Genomic DNA, 20,751 nt, shown 5'->3' on the forward strand with positions numbered 1-20,751 from the left:
GTGTTACCCTATGCCCCCACCTCCAGGCTATTTATTCGCTACGTAATGACTTAACCGGATTCATCAACGCTACTTTGATACTCTGGAAGCTAATCGTGAGGATGGCGACTAACATTGCCAGCACACCCGCTACCACAAATACCCACCACTCCACACCAACTTTGTATTCAAAACCCTGCATCCATTGGGTCATCGCATACCAGGCAATTGGAGACGCAATCAGGATAGCGATAATCACAAGCTTAAGAAAGTCCATGGACAGCAACGTAATGATGTTGGGAACTGTGGCGCCGAGCACTTTACGCACGCCAATTTCTTTGGTACGTTGCTCCGCTGTGAATGCTGCCAGCCCAAATAAGCCCAAACAGGAGATGAAAATAGCCAGAAAAGCAAAGTAGTTAGCCAGACTACCGACGACTGTTTCGCTTTTGTAGAGGTTACTGTATTCCTCATCGGCGAAGCGGTAGGCAAACGGAAACTTCGGATTCATCTGTTTCCACAGCGTCTCCATACTTGCCAGGGCCTGTTGAGTCTGACCCGGTTGCGTCCGAATCATGAAGTTTTGCGACCCCGGCTCGGTACTCAGTCGAAAAATTAACGGCGTAATCGGCGTGTGCAACGACTGAAAGTGGAAGTCTTCGATTACGCCAATAATCTTGCCGGGCTTGCCCCACATAGTTAGCGGTTGACCAACCGGGTTTGCGTAGCCAATCCGTTTCGCGGCTGTCTGATTGATGAGGTAATTGGTCGTATCGGTGCTGAAAGCAGGAGAGAAATCGCGGCCGCTCAGCTTCAGTTTCAACGTCTTGGCAACATCGTAGCCAACGGACGTTTGCGCAAACTCAATGTTCACATTCGGGTCTTTGCCCGGCCAGCTAACCCCCCCTGTGCTGCTGCCAATGTGGTGGGGCGCTTCCTGTATAGAGGATACGGACAGAACACCGGGCATCCGAAGGAGCTCATCACGGAAGGTCTTATACGTCGATTGAGCCGCTAGTTCGCCCTCAACGGGTATATAGATCAGGTTTTCACGATCGTAGCCAAGGTTCTTCGTCTGTATAAAATTTACCTGCCGATAGACAACGATAGTCCCGACAATAAGCAGTGTCGACAAAACGAACTGAAAGACCACCAAACTTTGCCTGAACAACCGGGCACCAGCCCCAAACTTAAGCGATCCTTTCAGAACGCGAATTGGATTAAGCGACGATAAAAACAAGGCAGGATAGCTCCCAGCCAACAGACCCGTTACAATGGTGATGCCGATCAACATCAGCCAGAATTGAGGCTCGTTGACCTGTAAGCTGATGTGTTTGCCCGTTAGAGAATTGAACGCGGGCAAGAGCAAATTGATTAGTATCAGTGCAATTAATAAGGCCATCGACGTAAGCAACAGAGACTCGCCAATGAACTGCCCAACCAATAGCCCCCGCATGGCGCCGACGACCTTACGAACGCCTACTTCCCGCGCTCGCTTGACCGATCGTGCCGTGGCTAAGTTCATAAAATTAATGCAGGCAATCAGGAGCAGAAAGGCCGCTACAATGCTAAACAAGCGTACATACTCGATGCGGCCCCCGTCCTGCTGTCCATTCTTAAAATTTGAGTACAGGTAGGCGTCAGGCAGCGCGTGCAGAAACAGCTGGGCGTCGAAACTACGGCCAATCTCTTTGTTGTATTTTCTTAGAAATGGTGTAAGCTTCGCATCAACTGCGGCAACATTTGCATCAGTGCGAAGCTGAATGCGGGTGTGTGGTCCGTTGTTATTCCAATCCTTCATCCACGGATTCCGCGTGAGGCAGTCCTGCCAGTTAAGCAGGAAATCGTATTTGTCAGACGAGTTGCTGGGCAGGTTTTCGAATACGGCCGTTACCTGATAGTCGCTTTTATTATCGATGCGAATGCTTTTGCCAATCGCCGTCATTGGGTTACCAAAGTAGAACTCGGCTACTTTTCTGGAAATAGCCAGACTATTCGGTGTATTAAGTGCAGTCTCGGGCGTACCGGCCAGCAGTGGTATACTGAACATTTTAAACCAATCGGCCCCGGCCCAGTGACCCCCTTCTTTGTTAACTTTATCACCGACGCTAAATGTCATACGGGCTTCCCAGCCGGTATAGCCGGCCGCATGAACAACCTCCGGAAACTGCTTCTTCAGTTCATCGGCCAATACGCCCGGTGTGAAACGACCTGTTTCAACTTTGCCGTCGTACATCTGTCGCTGCATAACGTGATACAACTGCGGCCCGTTGGCGTGGTAGTTGTCTACGCTTAACTCGTCTTGAACCCAGAGTAAGATCAGGAGGCTACTTGCAATGCCGAGGGCAAGTCCTAAAATGTTGATGCCCGAAAAAGCTTTACTGCCGACGATGTTCCGCCAGGCAATTTTTAGATAATTACGTATCATATCAGGATGTGAGAAAAATGGTGATGAGTACTCGCTCCGTTGACGCTTAACGGCAAATGGCTTTGTGATGAACCCCAATACTTCCCAGATATATTGCCGCCGGGCACTCCGTTGGCCGAACAGGGTCGCCCGTCGTTGAAATCGCTCATGCAAGTCCCCCTGCACTTCTTCTAGCAGGAGCGGAGCGCAGCACCATTCCAGCAGACGGTCAGCCCACCGCGGTGGTCCACTGCTGCGTGACCTTGTGGACTTCATATGCTGATAGCGGGTAATGAATTAGGTAAAATTGAATTCCACAATTGTTCGCGTACCGATCGGATATCGTGTAGTGTCCGGCTACCCAGCATTGTTACGGTGAACAAGCGTTTCCGCCGACCTCCGCGTTCGGCGGTGGCATCGCCCATGTGAGACGACAGCATACCTTTCTCTTGCAAGCGATGCAGCGCAGCATGAACGGCGCTAATGCTGACTGAGCGGCCGGTTTGCCGATCCAATTCATCAGTGATAGCGACGCCATACGCCCCATCACCCAGCACGGCAACGGTCAATAAAACTATTTCTTCAAACTCGCCCAGATAGGTTCGTTTCATAACAGCTTGTTATTTTCAACTTTTGTAGAACAAATGGCTTGCCAACTGCTAAAAATTGCTTTCCGGCCTAAAATACCGCTATTCGTTGTCAGCTACATGTCCGAAATCGTACACGAGCTGTCCGAAGCTGAACAATCCAGAACAAATGAGGGGACTAGAAAGCGCGAGTACGTATTTTTGCCATTTGTTTACGTTTACTCGCTAACTGCTTACCACGAATGGCCCTGAAAACCTTAGTTAAAATTTCGAACGTTACGAACCTTAGCGACGCCCGCTACTGCGCTGGAATGGGCGTGGATATGCTGGGTTTTTCGATGGATGAGGATGCTCCCGAGTATGTTGACCCGAAAAAATTTGCCGAGATAAAGTCTTGGGTAGCTGGGGTGCAGATCGTGGGGGAAACGTCGGCGATCGACCCGGAAACCATTGAGCACCTTCTCGAAGCCTACCAGCCTGATTTATTGCAGGTTGATGAAGCCGCTCTGTTACCTTACTTAGGTACGTACGGTAAGCCAATTGTGCTCCGGGTCGATTTGGCGCAGATGACACTTGACCAACTCGATACCCTGTTTCAAACGGGGTCAGCTGGTGCCGAATACATCTTGCTTGAAAGTAACAGCCCACTCCATCTAGACGATGACTTGAAAACGGCCCTGCAACGGCTTTCCACTCGGTACCCTATCCTGTTAGGTATTGGGATTTCAGTCGCAAATGTGCACACACTACTGGCTGAGCTTCCTGTGCGGGGGATTGCGCTGAGTGGCGGTGACGAAGAGCGGCCAGGTAATAAGGAGTTCGGTGAACTAATGGATATTCTGGAAGCGATTGAAGTGGATTAGCTGGGGGCTTAGGTCAGATCGCTATGATTTTGTCACCCCATGCCCTATACCCTCAGCTCTTTGCCGATACCACTACTATGCATTACCTACTATCATTGAAAACCTACATCCATCCATACGCGCGTCCATCCGTCCAATTGTCTTTTCTCGGGATGTGTTTACCCGCTACGTTTACATCGGATTTAGACACCGGGCCGGCGTTCCGGCAGAAGCCATGAACAAACGATTAGAACGCATCTCCGACGAAGCAATGATCGGGGGCGTCGCGGCCGGACTGGCCCACTATTTTGGATTGAATCGCACAGTGGTGCGACTGATTTTTCTGATTGGTATTCCATTGCCAGGCTTTCCGGCCTTACTGATTTACATTATCTTGTGGATTGCCATGCCGAAGCAGCCGCTCGGAGCGTCCGTCAATCAATTAACTGTTTACGCAAATCCTGTTTTCTCCATGAATCCTTACAACCCCAACCAACCCGCATCACCTGACCGTAGCGTTGTCGGTGGAGCCGTTCTGATTGTGCTCGGCGTTTTATTCCTGCTCGACCGCTACTTCGATATCGATTTTGGTGATCTGTGGCCCTTTGTATTGATTGCAATTGGACTGTGGCTCATTTTCCGCGACCGGATTAAAACGCCATTCGATTCAAACCAAAATAATACCAACAACCCACTGTGAACCAGGAATGATGAATTATAAATGATGAATGACAAGCCCGAAAACATCATCATTTATAATTCATCATTCATAATTGAAAAACGATCATGCAACGTAGGAACGGACTATTCTGGGGTATTTTTCTGCTAACGCTGGGGGTGTTGTTCCTGGCCCGGCGGGCGGGTTGGCTGGATGTAGACTGGCATGCGCTCGTCAACCTTTGGCCGGTTCTTTTGATCCTGGCTGGTATTAACTTGATTCTGGAGCGACGAGGTAATCCAGCCGCTTTCGTCACAACGGTTATACTGGCAGTAGCCGTACCGACTACGATATTTGGCCTGTTTGCCCGCAACCGTGATCATCATGAATACAACATGCGCTGGCATCATGACGATGACAACGATGATCAGGATGATAACGGTGACGACGACGATGATGATAACGAAACCGATTATCGGGCGGAACGTGAAAGGCGAGACGAGGCTGATACTGAGGTTCATTCGAACACCTTTGCGGAGTCAATGGACGGCGATACCCGCGAGGCTGTTCTAAAATTGTCGGGAGGAGCCGGGCGATTTGTCATCAGCGAACCAACAACCGAGCTCATAAAAGCGGATACAAAGCAAACCGTTGGTAGTTATTCGATGTCGGTAGACCGCGACGAAACTACGCATATTCCGACCATTGAACTTAAGCCTACGGAAGAGCATCAGAACATCGATTTGAAAGACGGGAAGTTCGAAAACCGGGTGGATGTACATTTAAACACCAAACCTGTTTGGACGATGGACGTGGCTCTGGGGGCCGGTCAAGGTGATTTAGATTTAAGCCCCTACGCCATCAAAAGCCTGAAAATTGGTGCCGGAGCCGCCGATCTTGACCTTAAGTTAGGGGCTAAAGCGGATGCCTCCGATGTAAAGCTCGATGTAGGAGCGGCCTCTGTTACGGTACGTGTACCAAAAGAAGTGGGCTGCCGAATAAAAAAAGATGGCGCTCTGAATCTGGAACAACTAGACGACTTTACGGAGGTAGGCGGGGGAGAGTTTGTTAGCCCTGGATATGATGCTGCTGCCAAAAAAATGACAATCCGTTTCGATGGGGGTATCTCCAGTTTCAAGGTCATTCGATATTAAATTCGGTTATTAGGGTAAATGTTAGTGGTTTAGCGGTTGGTTTTAGCTTATTATAGTTAAATTCAACCGCTAAATATCAACCTGACAAAATACCCTACGTGATGATCAGAGTTCTTCGCTCAGTTACTGTCGTTCTGTTGCTTAGCTCACGGCTGGCGCAGGCGCAAACCCTTCCATCGCCGAAAGAGCACTTCGGCTTCAACATTGGCGATAACTACCAACTCGCCACCTACACCCAGACCGAAGCCTATTTTAAAAAACTTGCAGCTTCGGATCGCACCAAACTTGTTGACATCGGACCTACAGAGGAAGGTCGTCGGCAGTTTATGATGATCGTTTCGTCGCCCGCCAATCTGAAAAAGCTGGATCGCTACAAAGAGATCTCTCAGAAACTGGCCCGGGCCGAAAACCTGACCGATGAGCAAGCCCGCGCCCTGGCCGAAGAAGGCAAGGCTATCGTCTGGATCGATGGCGGTTTGCACGCGACCGAAACCGTTGGTACGCACCAGCTCATCGAGACAGCCTGGCAGTTAGTAAGCCGGAAAGACCCCGAAACGATGCGCATTCTGGATCAGGTAGTTATTTTGCTCACCCACGCTAATCCCGATGGACAGGAGATCGTGACGAACTGGTATATGCGGGAGCCAAAACCCGAGAAACGATCACTCGAAAACCTGCCTAAGCTTTATCAGAAATACGTTGGTCACGACAATAACCGCGATTTCTTTATCATGAACATGAAAGAATCGCAGAACATTGGGCGTCAACTGTTCGTCGAGTGGATTCCGCAGATCATGTACAACCACCACCAGCGCGGTCCTGCGGGTTCAGTGCTGGCTGGTCCGCCGTATCGCGATCCCTTCAACTACGTCTTCGACCCGATGATGGTAACCGGCATTGATGCGCTGGGTGCGGCTATGTATAACCGGCTGAATGCCGAGAACAAACCTGGTTTCACGCGGCTCAATGGGGCTAGTTTCTCTACCTGGTATAACGGTGGCCTGCGCACAACCACTCACTTTCACAACATGATTGGTTTGTTAACCGAGATTATCGGTGGGCCAACCCCGGAAGACGTACCACTGGTACCCCAGCGACTCATTCCGAACGGAGCGACGCCCAGCCCGGTTACTCCGCAAAAGTGGACGTTTAAGCAGTCAATTGATTACTCGCTGTCGCTGAATTATGCTGTGTTGGATTACGCAGCTCGTCACCGCGATGAGCTGCTTTTCAACATCTACCACATGGGTAAGAATGCCATTGATCATGGTAGTCATGACTACTGGACGCTTTCGCCGAAACGGGTTGACGCCATTAATCAGGCGTACAGAAACGATCAGAGAAAACTAACTTCCAACGAAGCCCCAAACTCGGCAAATACGGCGGCTAGTGATCCCATGGGGTGGTCGAACCGAAATGCGGGTATACATGTCAAGTATTACGATTCGGTGATGCGAGCCCCAGCTCTGCGCGATCCGCGTGGCTACATCATTTCGGCCGATCAACCCGATTTTCCAACGACTGTGGGGTTCATTAACGCGCTCATCAAAACAGGACTGGTCGTGCATAAGGCAACCGCCGACTTTAGCGTTGCCGGCAAGAAGTATCCAGCAGGTTCGTACGTCATAAAAACCAATCAGTCGTTCCGGCCGCATTTACTTGATATGTTCGAACCGCAGGACCACCCGAACGATTTCCAGTATCCGGGTGGCCCGCCCATTCGCCCTTACGACGCAGCTGGCTGGACGCTGGCGTACCAGATGGGGGTTCGGTTTGATCGCTTGCTTGACGACTTTAACGGGCCATTTCAGCGGATACCCTACGGAGAATTGCAGTCGCCGAAAGGAGAAGTAAAAGCGGCTTCGTCGGTAGCGGGCTATGTCCTGACTCCCCGGTCTAACTACTCCTTCACGGCGGCTAACGATCTGCTGAAGGCGGGCGTTGACGTATTCCGAGTATCAGGCGGCACGGCGACCAAGGGTGGGGTAGAACCCGGTGCTTTTTTCGTACCTGCGGGGGCAAAAGCTAAATCTGTTCTGGATAAATCAGCGGCTGACTTAGGTCTCGAAATTACGGGTGTAGCTCAACGTCCGGCTACCCTAACCAAAGTAGCTCCCATGCGGATTGCCCTGTGGGACACGTACGGCGGATCGATGCCTTCAGGTTGGGTACGTTGGCTTATGGAGCAGTATCATTTCCCGATTCAGGTTATATATCCGCAGGACATTGACGCGGGCGATCTGCGTAAGAAATATGACGTCATTGTGTTTGTAACGCGGGCTATTCCGCCAGTGGGTGGCCAGGATAATAACGAACGAGGCTTTGGCGGACGGGAGCCCAAAGCAGAAGAAACGCCAGCGGAATATCGACCCTGGTTGGGTAAAATCACGGCCGATAAGTCTATACCTCAACTTAAGCAGTTTATGGAAGCTGGCGGATCGGTGGTAACTATTGGTTCCAGCACAAACCTGGCGTACCATTTAGGCTTACCGGTGAAAAACGCGCTTGTGGAGATGACGAACACGGGACAGACTCGGCCGTTGCCCAGTGAGAAATATTACATTCCTGGCAGTATTCTGCGGGTCAACGTTGATTCAACGAACCAGGCGGCCTGGGGTATGCCCGCTCAAAGTGATGTGTATTTCGACGCCAGTCCGGTATTCAAACTCGCTCCTGATGCAATCGCTAGCGGAAAAGTAAAACCGTTGGCCTGGTTTGCAACCGATAAACCATTACGTAGCGGCTGGGCCTGGGGTCAGTCGTATTTGCAGGATGGTGTTGCCGCTTTTGTCGCCCCAGTCGGCTCTGGTAAGCTATACGCGTTTGGACCGGAAATCACATTCCGGGCGCAGGCACATAGCACCTTCAAATTCCTGTTCAACCAACTTTATACCAACTCGGGGCCGAGAGCGTTAGCCTCCGATACGGAGTAAACTTTGACTGCTGTTTACAAAAAGAAAGCCGCTCCGATTATCGGAGCGGCTTTCTTTTTGTAAACAACAGGGTTAATTTCCCTGACCATTCAACTGCCGGAGCAGTATTCGATTAAAGTCGCGCTCGGTTTTATACAGTTCGTTTAACTGCGCCGGGCTAATAACTTTCAGAAACCGACTCATATATTCTTCATCCAGATCAGCGAGCTTCTGCTTGGTGGCATTGATTTCCCGCAAGCCGTCTACTAACTGATTATTATTTAGGTTATTGCGCGATGGCTCATTGCCCAACTGCCGAATTCTCCGGTTTAACTCCTGCTTTTTGGCGTTATATTCATTGTAAACGGCCCAAAATTGCGGAGCCTGATCCGTGGTCAGATTCAGACGGTTCGTGATCATTCCAATTTTAGCCGATTCAATTTTCTGGCGGCCGTTGAGGTCATTTTGCGCTCCGGCAACATGCGCCATCAATACGAACCCAACTAGCCAACCCATCCATGCGTGTCTCATTGTGGTAAAATTAACCATTCTTAAAATTAAGAGCCTTGGCTACCTTCTCGCAGACCCTGCTCATCAATAAGTTGCTGAATATCGGCGGGCTGTACATTAAGGTACTGGATTGCCGTTGTATCGTTGCCGAGCGACGAATGAATCTGTTGCGTATCGGCCAATTCGTATGGGTCAATGCCCTGGTCGTCGAGATAAGCGGCAATGACCTCATTGCTTACACCACTCAATGCTTCATTACCTAACGATTCCTGCCGTTGTGGCAATGTCTGCCAGATCAGCACAGCAATTAAACTGGCTCCCGCCAAAGACGCTACGGTCCGTTGCCACGACCAGCTAATGGAAAAAGCAGGTTTGGGCTTACGAGTAACGCGTGCCTGTACCCGCGACGGTAAGGCGTCGAAGTAGCCATCCGGCACACTAAACGGCTCTTGCCGAAGCGGGTGCTCGGGAGGAAGTTCATCAAGCCGGAAGTAATTGTTCTCGTTCATTGTATTCTTGTGTACAAGCCACACGATTTGTCTGCCTATTTCTAGGTTTGACAGCTCGTACAGGCTGGGGTTTAATCGGTTGTATCGGATTTATTCAGATAATCTTCAATTTTTTTGACGGCGAGGTGATACGATGCTTTCAGCGCGCCGACCGACGTGCCGGTAATCTCCGAAATTTCTTCGTACTTCATGTCGTCGAAGTATTTCATATTAAACACCAGCCGTTGCTTATCGGGCAATTTAAGCAGCGCCTTCTGTAGTTTTAGCTGCACCTCTTCGCCACTCGGATCGTTCCCGGACGTAACGTAGTCGGAGTTACTTTCGAGCTTCTCCATCAATTCGCCTTCCACATCGCCAATTGGTAGGAAAAAACGCCGACGTTTCTTGTTCAGAAAGTTGAGGCATTCGTTAGTGGCAATGCGATAAATCCATGTATATAACTGACTATCACCCCGAAACTGTTCCAGGCTATTCCAGACTTTTATAAACGTTTCCTGCACCAGATCATCGGCATCGTCGTGGTCAATGACCATTTTACGGATATGCCAGTAAATTTTCTGCTGATACTGACGCACCAGCAGATTGAAGGCATAATTCCGGCTCGACGGGTCGCGATATTTAGTAAGCAGTTCTTCGTCAGTCATAAATAAGCGGTAAGTTTATAAGTGGTAAGTGGTAAGTAATTAACTACTTACCACTTGATCACTTACTACTTACGACTAATTACTTTTTTCACCTGCTCAACAATCTTGTCGGCGGTGAGGCCATACTTCTTCATTAATTCGTCGGGAGTACCGCTTTCGCCAAAGGTATCGTGAACGCCAACGTATTCGATGGGAGCAGGATAGTTACGGGCAAGCACCTGGGCTACACTGTCGCCTAAACCGCCGTTGATCATGTGTTCTTCCGCCGATACGGCACAACCTGTTTTCTTAACAGACGCCAGAATGGCTTCTTCATCTAACGGTTTAATTGTGTGGATATTGATGATGTCGGCTTCAATACCCTCTTCGGCCAGCATTTCCCCGGCTTTGATTGCCTCCCAAACGAGATGGCCTGTACAGAAGATTGACACTGCGGAGCCTTCGTTAACGTGCCATGCCTTACCAATTTCAAATTTCTGATCGGCTGGCGTAAAGATTGGAATCACCGGACGACCAAACCGTAGATAAACGGGCCCTTCATAATCGGCAATAGCGATGGTGGCGGCTTTCGTTTGGTTATAATCGCAGGGGTTGATGACGGTCATGTTCGGCAACATCTTCATCATGCCCAGGTCTTCCAGGATCTGGTGAGTGGCACCATCCTCACCAAGCGTTACGCCCGCGTGTGATGCACAAATCTTAACGTTCTTGTTTGAGTAAGCAACTGACTGACGAATTTGGTCGTAAACTCGTCCGGTAGCGAAGTTGGCGAAGGTGGTGGCGAATGGAATTTTGCCACCAATGGTCAAACCCGCCGATACACCAATCATATTCGCTTCGGCAATACCGCACTGAATGAAGCGGTCGGGATTTTCCTTGATGAACGTTTCGAGTTTCAGTGATCCCGCCAGATCCGCTGTCAGCGCAATAACGTTCGGGTTCGAGCGACCCAGTTCGGCGATGCCCGCGCCGAAACCTGAGCGCGTATCCTTTTTTTCGGTGTATTCGTATTTTTTCATGGTCGTTTTTAATTCGCCGAAGCGAGGGTTTGCAATTTAGTTAGAAAATAACGTGCCGACGGACAGTTCGGGTGCTGAGCAGCCTGCTCAATGCTGAAGCCGTAATTGAGCATGCGACTAACGAGAATACTTTTGCTACCAACACCGCGATTTGTTTTTGCTAAAAATAACTGCTGAAGCGTGGCAAACGGACTCATTTCCTCTTCTGGTAAGTTGAACACGAAAGCTGGATCACTAAATAAGTTTTGTAAGGTCTGCGTGTCACTCAGAAACCATGCTTCGATTTGTTTGACTGCGACAATGATTAGTTGGTCTGCTCGTTCGGTGATCCGTTGCCGAGTTGATGTAATACAACTGTCAACATCCAGGTCCGTTAGAATTATTATCTTGTGCACACCTCGATCAAGCAGTTCTTGGCGTAGAGCTTCAATCTTGTGGGGAAGTAAATTACCATTTCCTTTTGCATCAATGACCGGAAGTGAACAGTCAAAACTGTTTAGACGCAGCCACTCTTGAAAACTGTCTGATTCGATAATATTTTTCTCGGTTTTGCCTTCACAAATGAAACCTATTTTTACCACGGAAGCCCCCCTCCAAGAGCATTCATCAGCCAAGCTTCGTCCATACGTAAGCCATGGAAATCACGACCTTTGAATTGTTTGGTTTGCGTGGCTCCATTGACCTTATCAACAACAATAATTTCATCGGAAGTTAATTGTGCTGCCAACGTTTGTGAGTGCGTATTAAGCCAGATAAAATGCCCATATGTTTCACAGGCGTAGCGGCATAAGTTAACCAATTCTTTAATGACATCTGGGTGCAAACCATTCTCTGGTTCTTCAATACAAAGGAACTGCGGTTTATCACTTTGGTAAACGGCCGTTAGTAGAGCCAGAATGTTGTAAGTACCATCAGAGATTAAATCTTTAGTGAAGTGATCAACAGAATATTTCTCGTACCATTGAATCTCATTATGCTCGTCAATCGAAACATAATCGAAACCTGGAACGAACAAGAAAAGCCATTCAAAAATTTCTGGACGCATTTTGTCATCAAGGAGGATACGTTTGAGGACTTTCTCTAAATTAGTTGCGGCTGAATTGAGAGAACGATCGTCTTGGTAATTGTATCTTGGGGACTTACTGCTGTTAATAAAAACTTTACTAAAGCCAAGGTAAAATTGGTCCTGTGTATCAGTTGATAGATTTAACCATTCATTCTGGATCTTATTGGGTAAATGAATTTTATCTTGTATAGCATCGTATGCGAATCTAATCTCAGTGTATTCAGTTTCTTCACCAAAATCGGTTCTAAAATAAAATCGACTCAGGTGGGCCCCACTTCGGTAACTGATCTTACTTACACCACCAAATTCCCTAACTACTTCAGATACTAGTGTCTTAGAGCATCGATTCACAAACTCCAAAGCCTCGAAAATATTCGATTTGCCCGACCCGTTGGGGCCAACAAAGACCGTGAACGGATTGGGCTCAATGAGCTCAATCCGTTCTATGGACTTGAAATTTTCGATGACAAGGCGTTTGATGTTCATATGCGCTGTCTGAAACAGCAGGATGCTGTTTTAAACGATTAATAATCGGTTACGCCAACTGAAAGAGGGAGGCCATTCAGTGCCTGGGTCAATTGCTCGGCGTCAGGAGCCGTACCGTGCCATTTGTAGTTGCCAACCATGTAATCCACGCCAAAGCCCATTTCAGTATGCATCAGGATTAAGGTTGGCACGTCAGGGTTCTCCTGGGATTTCTTAAGCGTACGGATCACTTCGGCCATGTCGTTGCCTTCCATTTCTTCAACGAACCAACCAAACGCCTTGTATTTAGCGCCCAGATCGCGGTTGCTGTTCACATTGTCGGTCGTACCGTCGATCTGAGCATGGTTCAGGTCAATAATAGCCGTGAGGTTACCCAGCTTCTTGTTCGGGGCAAATTGCGCAGCTTCCCATATTTGGCCTTCTTGCTGCTCACCATCACCCATCAGGACGTACACGTGTTTGTCATCACCGTTGAGTTTTTTGGCGTAAGCCGCGCCACTCGCTACCGATAAGCCTTGGCCGAGCGAACCCGAAGCGATCCGGACGCCGGGTAAGTGTTCAGCGGTGGTGGGGTGACCCTGGAGTCGGCTGTCCAGCTTGCGGAAGGTGGCTAACTCCTTAAGTGGAAAATAGCCCGCCCGCGCCAGTACCGAATACCAGACTGGTGAAATATGCCCGTTCGACAAAAAGAAGAGGTCTTCGTCGCGGCCATCCATATCAAAAATTGGGTTGCCCTTTTCATCCTTTTTTCGGCGCATGATGTCGAAGTACAAGGCGACGAAAAAATCAGTGCAGCCTAATGAGCCGCCGGGGTGGCCTGAGTTAACGGCCGCAACCATGCGGAGAATGTCGCGCCGGACGGCGGTAGCAATGCCTTCGAGTTGTTCGAGTTCCATAAGGTAGCGCGGGTGGAAACCCGCTTTTGGGATTGATGAACGGGTTTCCACCCGAGTTACTTTAAAATTTGTTCTGCGTGATTTTTGGTATCCACTTTCGTAATGATGTCAGTGATAATGCCGTTTTCGTCGATCACGAAGGTTGTGCGAACGATACCCATAAATTTCCGGCCATACATAGCTTTTTCCTGCCAAACGCCATAAGCCTCAACAACCTGATTGTTGGTATCCGCTACGAGCGTGAAGGGCAGATCATACTTTCCAATAAACTTCTGATGTGCCGTTTGGTTATCGACACTTACGCCCAACACCTCATAACCAGCCGCCCGAAGGTCAGCGTAATTATCGCGTAAGCTACACGCCTGTGCCGTACAGCCGGGTGTGTCGTCTTTGGGATAAAAATACAGAACCACCTTTTTGCCTCGGTAATCAGACAACTTTATGGGCTGACCGTTTTGGTCTGTGCTGGTAAAATCGGGGGCAGGGTCGCCAATGGATAGCTTCATGTAACTTCTGGATTAGGCTAGTTAGCTTGTGGCTTTAAAAGTACTACTCTAAGTCTTGTTTACTATCGTCTGCGTCGCTTCGTGGTCGCTTTTCGGCGCACCACAGGACGTGGCTCGGCAATGGTTGTGCTATCCGACCCAATGTTACCCGAGCGATCTTTTACCTGCACAATTACTTCGGCCCCTGCTTCGAAAGGTTCACCGGGATTGAGTTTGTCTGACCATAGTAAGGCTCGTTTATAGTCATACTGCATCAGTACCCATTCGCCATCAACCAGCGCCCGGAATTGAGCAATACCCGACAGATCGTCACGGATTCTGGCCGAAATACCCGCAGGCGTTGCCGCCAGAATCTCCACCGTCGGCGGATTGGCATCGGTCAGCAGTTGGAATCGGCCCAGCGAACGAGTTTTAAATTCAATCTGTCCTTTATTCCAGGTTCCTCCCAGAAAGCTTTCCCGTCCACCGCTCGTCCAATAGGCTTTTGTCCGCATGGTATCGATAGCAATCGGGTAATTAGGTTTGTATTGAACAGTCAGATAATCATTCAGTGGAATTGTTGGCTGATTGATTTCAATGCCACCACCGGGCACCGGCCGTAGGGCCAGATGCAAGGTGTCAAACAAGGTCCTGGGACTGAACTCCAATCGGGTGTTACCATCCGTGAACACGTCGTTTCGGCCGGGAAGGATACGTTTTTTCAAATTAGTGCGAACTACACCCCGCCCAAACTGTACCGAATCGGGTAGTGTCTGCCGCAAATCTATGAGATAAATTGCCTGGTTGTTACGTACATAACTCGCGGGCAGTTCGGAGGTGGTTCGTCCTGTAAATAGTTTAGCAACGGGTGGATTTGAGGGTGACACATTCCGAACACTGAGTTTAAGCACGTTTTCGTCAGTCGTTATCGTCGCTGATGGGATTGCTGGGGAAAGATCGTCGTCGGACGTTGGTGAATAACTGGCGGGTTGGGCCAGTATGGAATCCATCTGGACTGGATTGTTGCTAGCGACTTCTGGCAAAACAGTAAACGTAAGCTGCGCCGAGTGATCGTATGCGTCGTAAAGAGTAAGGGTAACCTCGTGCGGCTTACCATCCAGCAACGGTAAGCGCCCTCGATACGCTGCATTGCTCTGTAATTTATACAGATTCAGAACGTTGCCATCGGCGATGTAAGCCCGGTGATACCGTTGGCCAGTCGTTTGCTCAACTTCGTAATTTTCGTGGATGTTCATGAACCGGGTATGCTCATTCGGGAAGCTGTTCATGTTATACGCGAATACTTCCCGGCCATCGAGCCGAATTTCGAGGCAACTGATTCCATTTCGGTAGGGCGACCCACTCGTTTTATCGTAGCCTAACACTTCCAGGCCAATCAGGCCCGAGGCAGAAATCGGCTGGGTGATCGTATACGTACCATCGGCCCGACGAACTGGAACGTAACTAATTCGTTGGTATTCGCCATTGACCCGTGAGGTGGGCGTCATTGTTTTCAACGCAATACGTTCAAAATAGGGGGGGACTTCGTCCTGAAGCTCCGAGAAATTATACAGGAGCGGATTAATGAGGTTGTCGTTGGCGTCTCTGATCTCAAAGTGCAGGTGAGGTCCACCCGATCCTCCGGTGTTTCCGGAAGCCGCAATGATGTCGCCTTTTTTAACCGGAAATTGGTCAGGAGAAGGCCGGAGGTCGATCTCAAAGGTCTTCTTCTCGTACTGTTGTTGCCGGAGGTAAGTACCCAGCGAGTCTTTCAGCGTTTTCAAATGGCCGTAAACGGTGGTCAGGCCATTGGGATGTTTAATGAATACGACATTACCATAGCCTCCGGTGAAGACGGCAATACGGGACACGTAACCATCGGCCGCTGCGTGTACATCGAGTCCTTCACGGCCACCGGTGCGGATATCTAAACCCGCATGGAAATGGTTAGCCCGAAGATCCCCCATTCCGCCTGATAATGAGTTGGCTCCCCCTGGCATGATCGGGAAGAGAAAGTAGCCGGTCTGAATCATGAGGTTGACCGGCGCTTTAGGCATGTTAGTAACGGGCTGGCCAAGAGCCAGACCTGCACTGAGCAAAATGGCTGAAAGAGTATGAACGAACGATGGTCTCAAAAGCGAAAAGAGCTACTTATTTTACGTCAAACGTGAGCATGGGCCGATCTTCAATATAAGCCGTAAGCCGGTCGCCAACCTGCACAGGACCGACGCCTTTGGGGGTGCCCGTGAACAGAATATCGCCCTGTTGTAACAAGAAATACCGGGACACAAACGAAATCAAATAATCAATTTTGAAAAGCATCAGACTCGTGTTGCCTTGTTGACGAGTTGCGCCGTTGACATCTAACCGAAAGTTTACGTTTTGCAAATCGGGAAAGTCTGTTTTCGGCACAAATTGAGAAATGGGCGCTGACCCGTTAAAGCCTTTGGCTAATTCCCAGGGCAAGCCTTTGGCCTTTAACTTACTTTGCACATCGCGTGCTGTAAAGTCAATGCCAACACCAATTTCATCGTAATATTTATGGGCAAACTTCTCGTCGATGTTTTTTCCAACCCGGTTGATCTTCACTAAAATCTCTACTTCATGATGAACATCGTTGGAGAAGTCTGGGTAGAAAAATGGCTCGTTCTTTAAGGGAATGGCCGTTTCAGGCTTCATGAAAATAACTGGATCGTCGGGCTGTTCGTTGTTAAGCTCCCGGATGTGTTCGACATAGTTTCGGCCAACGCAGATAAGTTTCATAGGCACTTGGAGCACAGGCTGGTCGTGTTTGCCTTTGGCCTGTTTTGAGCAGACTTAAGAAGAGGAAAGGCTTTTGCCTATATCATCTTCAGTTAAACTAATTAGACTGGCGCAAATCTACGGGTTAAAGAGGGCCTTGCCGCACCATTCAGGAAAATTTAAACAAATTTGGTGCGTTACGGGTCATACAGTGTTAGAATAACCATTCGGACAAAATTTAATAAGAATGAAAAGAGCAATAATTGCCATGCTACTGATCGGCTTTGCCGTAGGGTGTCAGAAAGTACCCATCACAGGGCGTAAACAGCTAGCTTTTGTGCCAAACAGTACGCTTCTGCCGCTCAGCTATCAGAATTATAAAGAAGTGCTCGATACCAGTCGTGTCGTTCGTGGTGGTTCACAGGCCGATATGGTTCGTCAGGTGGGTGGTCGGTTACGTCAGGCTATGGAGCAATACATGAATGCTAATGGATTTGCCGATCGGCTGGCTGGGTATCAGTGGGAGTTTAATCTAATTGAGAGTCCACAAGTCAACGCCTGGTGTATGCCAGGAGGTAAGGTGGCCTTCTACACCGGTATTCTACCGTATACGCAAAACGAAGCTGGCGCGGCTGCCGTGATGGGGCACGAAATTTCCCATGCTATTGCTGAACACGGCCGCGAACGTATGAGTGAGGGGGTTGTGTCGAATGGTTTGCTCACGGGTGGACAGTTACTACTTGGAAGCATGTCGTCGCCACAACGTCAGCAAACGAATCTATTGCTACTGCAGGCGGCTGGGGTTGCTTATCAATTTGGACGGCAACTTCCCCACAGCCGGGCGCAGGAATCGGAAGCCGATAAGTTAGGGGTAATTTTCATGGCTATGGCTGGCTATAATCCGCAGGAAGCGGTCAGCTTTTGGGGGCGCATGGCGAGAGCTGGTGGCGGTAAGAAACCACCCGAATTTTTATCAACCCACCCATCAGACGAACGTCGAATTAGAGATTTGCAGGCGTTGTTACCCGAAGCAATGAAGTATTACAAACGGTAAGACGTAGTGCCGCAAATCAAAAAAGCCAGAGTTTGCTGCTCTGGCTTTTTTGTTGATCAGATTAACCGCCATTGTCGGTCGGCACAGTCAAATGCAGCATTTACGAACGACGAACAACAGAACATATCATCGTACGCCCGTTTCTTTTAAGACTTGCTCCACTTTCTCAGCCGCTTCTTTCAGTAACACGGCAGAGTATACTTTCAGGCCGGACTCGTCGATGATGCGCGCGCCTTCTTCAGCGTTGGTGCCTTGCAGGCGAACGATAATTGGAATTGGAATATCGCCTATGGCTTTATACGCTTCAACGACACCCGTAGCAACCCGGTCGCAACGGACAATGCCGCCGAATATATTAATCAGAATGGCCTTTACGTTCGGATCTTTCAGGATGATCCGGAAGCCAGCTTCAACTGTTTTGGCGTTAGCTCCACCGCCTACGTCGAGGAAGTTAGCCGGCTCACCACCCGATAGTTTAATAATATCCATCGTCGCCATAGCCAACCCAGCGCCGTTTACCATGCAACCTACGTTACCGTCAAGTTTAACGTAGTTCAGGTCATTGGCTGTCGCTTCAACTTCGAGCGGATCTTCTTCGGTAATATCACGTAGGTTGGCCAGATCAGGATGGCGGTAGAGTGCATTATCGTCTAGGTTTACCTTAGCATCAACGGCCAGTATTTTGTTGTCTGAAGTTTTTAGAACCGGGTTGATTTCAAACATCGACGCGTCTGTATCCACATAAGCTTTGTAAAGTGAGGTAACGAATTTTACCATTTCTTTAAACGCTTCGCCTTCTAAACCTAAGCCAAACGCAACCTTGCGTGCCTGGAATGGCTGGAGACCCACTGCCGGATCGATCCACTCTTTCACAATCTTCTCGGGGGTATTGGCAGCTACCTCTTCGATATCCATACCCCCTTCGGTACTAGCCATGATAACGTTACAGGCCTTGCTCCGGTCGAGCAGAATACTGAGGTACATTTCTTTGGGCTCCGATGCTCCAGGGTAGAACACGTCCTGAGCGACCAGCACCTTGTTTACTTTCTTGCCTTCAGGGCCGGTTTGGTGGGTTACGAGTACGTTACCAATCAGGTTTTTGGCAATGTCGCGTACCTCATCAACCGACTTGGCAACAGCTACCCCCCGTTGTTCGGAACCGACAACTTTGCCTTTGCCACGTCCGCCGGCGTGGATTTGTGATTTTACGACGACAAACTTCGAGCCCGACTGTGCCATGATCTGCTTGGCTGCTTCAACGGCTTTTTCGGGTGATTCAGCCACAATGCCTTCCTGAATCCGGACGCCGTACTTCTTAAGAATTTCTTTACCCTGATACTCGTGTATATTCATGACAACTGCAACAAGGAGAGTTGGAAATCGTATTTTTGTGCGGCAAGTTAGCCAGAAAAAAGTGTTTTCAGTTTTTGGTGCTCAGTTTTTGATGATTACCTCAGAATACGACTGAAAACCTTGCACTTGAAACTGACATTCAAAAAACGTAAGATGCCCCTGCTTCAAACTACTGATCTACACCGAAATTATGGCGACCTGCCGGTCCTAAAAGGAATTAACTTAACGATCGAACCAAAGGAGATTGTGTCTATTGTAGGAGCGTCAGGGGCGGGCAAAACGACGTTGCTTCAAATTCTGGGTACGCTTGACCGACCTGATTCGGGTGAGCTACACATTGCCGAACAGAACGTGTTTACGCTCAATGACCGCCAGTTGGCCCGCTTTCGAAACGAACGTATTGGTTTTGTTTTTCAATTTAACAACTTGCTTCCTGAGTTTACAGCGCTGGAAAATGTTTGTTTGCCAGGTTTCATTGCCGGTAAAGAGGAGCAAGTCGTCCGTCAGCGTGCCGAATCGTTGTTGACGATGTTAGGCCTGCGCGAGCGGCTGAACCATTTACCCTCGCAGATGTCGGGTGGAGAGCAGCAACGAACGGCCGTAGCCCGTGCTTTAATCAATGAGCCTGCTATTGTGTTTGCCGATGAACCCAGCGGAAACCTTGATTCACGTAATGCAGAAGATTTACATCAGCTATTTTTTAAACTTCGAAATGAACTTGGTCAAACGTTCATTATTGTAACCCATAACGAAGCATTAGCTGCCATGGCCGACCGGACGGTAACCATCCGTGACGGTTTGTTATTTAATTGAGTGTTGTGACGACAAAATCAAGCGAGTTTGTTAGCCTTTTAAGTATATATACTTAAAAAAGTGAATATTTTTTTGCTATAATTATTCGGCCAAATGTCTGATAATCAATTTGCAAAAAAATTATGTAAATTTTTTTTTAGGAAAAGGGATCAAACTTCATTATTTTTGTTTTATAATTGTGTCGAAAAGAAAAGTTTTTCATAACGTTGAGTAAATCAGAAAGCCAAGAGAGTGTCTCGCTTGGCTTTTTTGTTTGTAGACAGGTGGACCTTCTGCCTACATTTTGTAAAAATTCTCTCTTTTTACGGTCGATCGTATTCTTCCCTTAGCATTCCGTACACCTTCAGGTCATAATAGTCATTGTCCACCCGCGAGGCTTTTCGCAGCGTGCCTTCGTGTCTAAAGCCTACAGATTGGTACAGTGCTTCAGCATGGATGTTAAATGATCGAACATCAAGCCAAAGCCGGTTAGCTTTCAGTATCTTGAACACGTACTGAGCAATTTCGCCAGATTACTGGACATGAGGGATAAAAGCAGAAAAGTGGCTGACCGATGGTAAGTTTAAGTTCGCTAAAACTTATCTAAACTACCACTATGGCCAAGCCACTTTTTACCAAATGTAGACGGTTCTTTC

General features: G+C 48.7%; 19 protein-coding genes. 6 read left to right on the forward strand and 13 right to left on the reverse strand.

Translation table 11 applies throughout. The annotated features are described in order from the left end of the window. Nucleotides 1-31 precede the first annotated feature (31 nt). Together ACFSUS_RS20615 and ACFSUS_RS20620 are read right to left on the reverse strand one after the other, a co-directional pair. Complete coding sequence (locus ACFSUS_RS20615; protein ID WP_381525638.1) at nt 32-2,662, reverse strand: ABC transporter permease; 2,631 nt, start codon at nt 2,660-2,662, stop codon at nt 32-34. Further along, on the reverse strand, nt 2,659-2,997 hold the full coding sequence (locus tag ACFSUS_RS20620; RefSeq protein ID WP_381525639.1) for a PadR family transcriptional regulator: 339 nt from the start codon (nt 2,995-2,997) through the stop codon (nt 2,659-2,661). The genes ACFSUS_RS20615 and ACFSUS_RS20620 overlap by 4 nt, the downstream gene beginning before the upstream one ends. A 218-nt stretch (nt 2,998-3,215) precedes the next feature. On the opposite strand from ACFSUS_RS20620, the gene ACFSUS_RS20625 reads away from it, so the two are divergent. The 4 genes from ACFSUS_RS20625 to ACFSUS_RS20640 all read left to right on the forward strand — a co-directional run bounded on the left by ACFSUS_RS20625 (nt 3,216) and on the right by ACFSUS_RS20640 (nt 8,560). Continuing rightward, on the forward strand, nt 3,216-3,836 hold the full coding sequence (locus ACFSUS_RS20625) for an N-(5'-phosphoribosyl)anthranilate isomerase (protein WP_381525640.1): 621 nt from the start codon (nt 3,216-3,218) through the stop codon (nt 3,834-3,836). Nucleotides 3,837-4,050: 214 nt separating this feature from the next. Beyond that, nucleotides 4,051-4,515 carry a PspC domain-containing protein gene (locus ACFSUS_RS20630; protein ID WP_381525641.1) on the forward strand — a complete coding sequence of 155 codons (465 nt, stop codon included), beginning with the start codon at nt 4,051-4,053 and terminating at the stop codon, nt 4,513-4,515. An 86-nt stretch (nt 4,516-4,601) separates the two neighbouring features. Continuing rightward, nucleotides 4,602-5,627, forward strand: coding sequence for a LiaI-LiaF-like domain-containing protein (locus ACFSUS_RS20635; protein ID WP_381525642.1), 1,026 nt, complete (start codon nt 4,602-4,604; stop codon nt 5,625-5,627). A gap of 101 nt (nt 5,628-5,728) precedes the next feature. Then, nucleotides 5,729-8,560, forward strand: coding sequence for a M14 family metallopeptidase (locus ACFSUS_RS20640; protein WP_381525643.1), 2,832 nt, complete (start codon nt 5,729-5,731; stop codon nt 8,558-8,560). 72 nt (nt 8,561-8,632) lie between these two features. On the opposite strand, the gene ACFSUS_RS20645 is transcribed toward ACFSUS_RS20640, so the two are convergent. The 10 genes from ACFSUS_RS20645 to ACFSUS_RS20690 all read right to left on the reverse strand — a co-directional run bounded on the left by ACFSUS_RS20645 (nt 8,633) and on the right by ACFSUS_RS20690 (nt 16,917). After that, nucleotides 8,633-9,088 (reverse strand): hypothetical protein, encoded by a 456-nt coding sequence (locus tag ACFSUS_RS20645; protein ID WP_381525644.1) that lies wholly within the window; start codon nt 9,086-9,088, stop codon nt 8,633-8,635. Between the two features lie 8 nt (nt 9,089-9,096). Further along, nucleotides 9,097-9,558 (reverse strand): hypothetical protein, encoded by a 462-nt coding sequence (locus ACFSUS_RS20650; RefSeq protein ID WP_381525645.1) that lies wholly within the window; start codon nt 9,556-9,558, stop codon nt 9,097-9,099. Between the two features lie 71 nt (nt 9,559-9,629). After that, nucleotides 9,630-10,202, reverse strand: a complete 573-nt coding sequence (locus ACFSUS_RS20655; protein ID WP_381525646.1) for an RNA polymerase sigma factor — start codon at nt 10,200-10,202, stop codon at nt 9,630-9,632. A 65-nt stretch (nt 10,203-10,267) separates the two neighbouring features. Beyond that, nucleotides 10,268-11,221, reverse strand: a complete 954-nt coding sequence (locus tag ACFSUS_RS20660) for a transketolase family protein (RefSeq protein ID WP_381525647.1) — start codon at nt 11,219-11,221, stop codon at nt 10,268-10,270. Between the two features lie 8 nt (nt 11,222-11,229). Next, nucleotides 11,230-11,802 (reverse strand): hypothetical protein, encoded by a 573-nt coding sequence (locus ACFSUS_RS20665; RefSeq protein ID WP_381525648.1) that lies wholly within the window; start codon nt 11,800-11,802, stop codon nt 11,230-11,232. Further along, nucleotides 11,796-12,773 carry an AAA family ATPase gene (locus ACFSUS_RS20670; protein ID WP_381525649.1) on the reverse strand — a complete coding sequence of 326 codons (978 nt, stop codon included), beginning with the start codon at nt 12,771-12,773 and terminating at the stop codon, nt 11,796-11,798. The genes ACFSUS_RS20665 and ACFSUS_RS20670 overlap by 7 nt, the downstream gene beginning before the upstream one ends. A gap of 38 nt (nt 12,774-12,811) precedes the next feature. Continuing rightward, nucleotides 12,812-13,669, reverse strand: coding sequence for a transketolase (locus ACFSUS_RS20675; RefSeq protein ID WP_381525650.1), 858 nt, complete (start codon nt 13,667-13,669; stop codon nt 12,812-12,814). 56 nt (nt 13,670-13,725) lie between these two features. Continuing rightward, nucleotides 13,726-14,175: a thioredoxin-dependent thiol peroxidase gene (bcp, locus tag ACFSUS_RS20680; protein ID WP_381525651.1), complete on the reverse strand. Its 450-nt coding sequence runs from the start codon at nt 14,173-14,175 to the stop codon at nt 13,726-13,728. A 62-nt stretch (nt 14,176-14,237) separates the two neighbouring features. Next, nucleotides 14,238-16,211, reverse strand: coding sequence for a M23 family metallopeptidase (locus ACFSUS_RS20685; protein WP_381525657.1), 1,974 nt, complete (start codon nt 16,209-16,211; stop codon nt 14,238-14,240). 94 nt (nt 16,212-16,305) lie between these two features. Next, a complete protein-coding gene (locus tag ACFSUS_RS20690) occupies nt 16,306-16,917 on the reverse strand; it encodes a fumarylacetoacetate hydrolase family protein (protein ID WP_381525652.1) in 612 nt (203 codons plus the stop codon). Between the two features lie 226 nt (nt 16,918-17,143). On the opposite strand from ACFSUS_RS20690, the gene ACFSUS_RS20695 reads away from it, so the two are divergent. After that, a complete protein-coding gene (locus ACFSUS_RS20695; RefSeq protein ID WP_381525653.1) occupies nt 17,144-17,950 on the forward strand; it encodes a M48 family metallopeptidase in 807 nt (268 codons plus the stop codon). A gap of 126 nt (nt 17,951-18,076) precedes the next feature. Here ACFSUS_RS20695 and sucC read toward each other — a convergent pair whose 3' ends face one another. Further along, the gene (gene sucC, locus ACFSUS_RS20700; RefSeq protein WP_381525654.1) at nt 18,077-19,303 is read right to left on the reverse strand and encodes an ADP-forming succinate--CoA ligase subunit beta; all 1,227 of its coding nucleotides are present in this window, start codon (nt 19,301-19,303) and stop codon (nt 18,077-18,079) included. Nucleotides 19,304-19,456: 153 nt separating this feature from the next. Between sucC and ACFSUS_RS20705 the strand changes: the two genes are divergently transcribed. After that, the gene (locus ACFSUS_RS20705) at nt 19,457-20,116 is read left to right on the forward strand and encodes an ABC transporter ATP-binding protein (protein WP_381525655.1); all 660 of its coding nucleotides are present in this window, start codon (nt 19,457-19,459) and stop codon (nt 20,114-20,116) included. The last annotated feature ends 635 nt before the right edge of the window (nt 20,117-20,751 follow it).

This window comes from Spirosoma soli, assembly GCF_042684525.1.
Lineage (GTDB): Bacteria > Bacteroidota > Bacteroidia > Cytophagales > Spirosomataceae > Spirosoma > Spirosoma soli.

Bases quoted from the DNA above. Each gene is read 5' to 3' on its own strand.
- ACFSUS_RS20615 (WP_381525638.1), bottom strand. From the start codon at position 2,662: ATGAAGTCCACAAGGTCACGCAGCAGTGGACCACCGCGGTGGGCTGAC.
- ACFSUS_RS20620 (WP_381525639.1), bottom strand. From the start codon at position 2,997: ATGAAACGAACCTATCTGGGCGAGTTTGAAGAAATAGTTTTATTGACC.
- ACFSUS_RS20625 (WP_381525640.1), top strand. From the start codon at position 3,216: ATGGCCCTGAAAACCTTAGTTAAAATTTCGAACGTTACGAACCTTAGC.
- ACFSUS_RS20630 (WP_381525641.1), top strand. From the start codon at position 4,051: ATGAACAAACGATTAGAACGCATCTCCGACGAAGCAATGATCGGGGGC.
- ACFSUS_RS20635 (WP_381525642.1), top strand. From the start codon at position 4,602: ATGCAACGTAGGAACGGACTATTCTGGGGTATTTTTCTGCTAACGCTG.
- ACFSUS_RS20640 (WP_381525643.1), top strand. From the start codon at position 5,729: ATGATCAGAGTTCTTCGCTCAGTTACTGTCGTTCTGTTGCTTAGCTCA.
- ACFSUS_RS20645 (WP_381525644.1), bottom strand. From the start codon at position 9,088: ATGGTTAATTTTACCACAATGAGACACGCATGGATGGGTTGGCTAGTT.
- ACFSUS_RS20650 (WP_381525645.1), bottom strand. From the start codon at position 9,558: ATGAACGAGAACAATTACTTCCGGCTTGATGAACTTCCTCCCGAGCAC.
- ACFSUS_RS20655 (WP_381525646.1), bottom strand. From the start codon at position 10,202: ATGACTGACGAAGAACTGCTTACTAAATATCGCGACCCGTCGAGCCGG.
- ACFSUS_RS20660 (WP_381525647.1), bottom strand. From the start codon at position 11,221: ATGAAAAAATACGAATACACCGAAAAAAAGGATACGCGCTCAGGTTTC.
- ACFSUS_RS20670 (WP_381525649.1), bottom strand. From the start codon at position 12,773: ATGAACATCAAACGCCTTGTCATCGAAAATTTCAAGTCCATAGAACGG.
- ACFSUS_RS20675 (WP_381525650.1), bottom strand. From the start codon at position 13,669: ATGGAACTCGAACAACTCGAAGGCATTGCTACCGCCGTCCGGCGCGAC.
- bcp (WP_381525651.1), bottom strand. From the start codon at position 14,175: ATGAAGCTATCCATTGGCGACCCTGCCCCCGATTTTACCAGCACAGAC.
- ACFSUS_RS20685 (WP_381525657.1), bottom strand. From the start codon at position 16,211: ATGCCTAAAGCGCCGGTCAACCTCATGATTCAGACCGGCTACTTTCTC.
- ACFSUS_RS20690 (WP_381525652.1), bottom strand. From the start codon at position 16,917: ATGAAACTTATCTGCGTTGGCCGAAACTATGTCGAACACATCCGGGAG.
- ACFSUS_RS20695 (WP_381525653.1), top strand. From the start codon at position 17,144: ATGAAAAGAGCAATAATTGCCATGCTACTGATCGGCTTTGCCGTAGGG.
- sucC (WP_381525654.1), bottom strand. From the start codon at position 19,303: ATGAATATACACGAGTATCAGGGTAAAGAAATTCTTAAGAAGTACGGC.
- ACFSUS_RS20705 (WP_381525655.1), top strand. From the start codon at position 19,457: ATGCCCCTGCTTCAAACTACTGATCTACACCGAAATTATGGCGACCTG.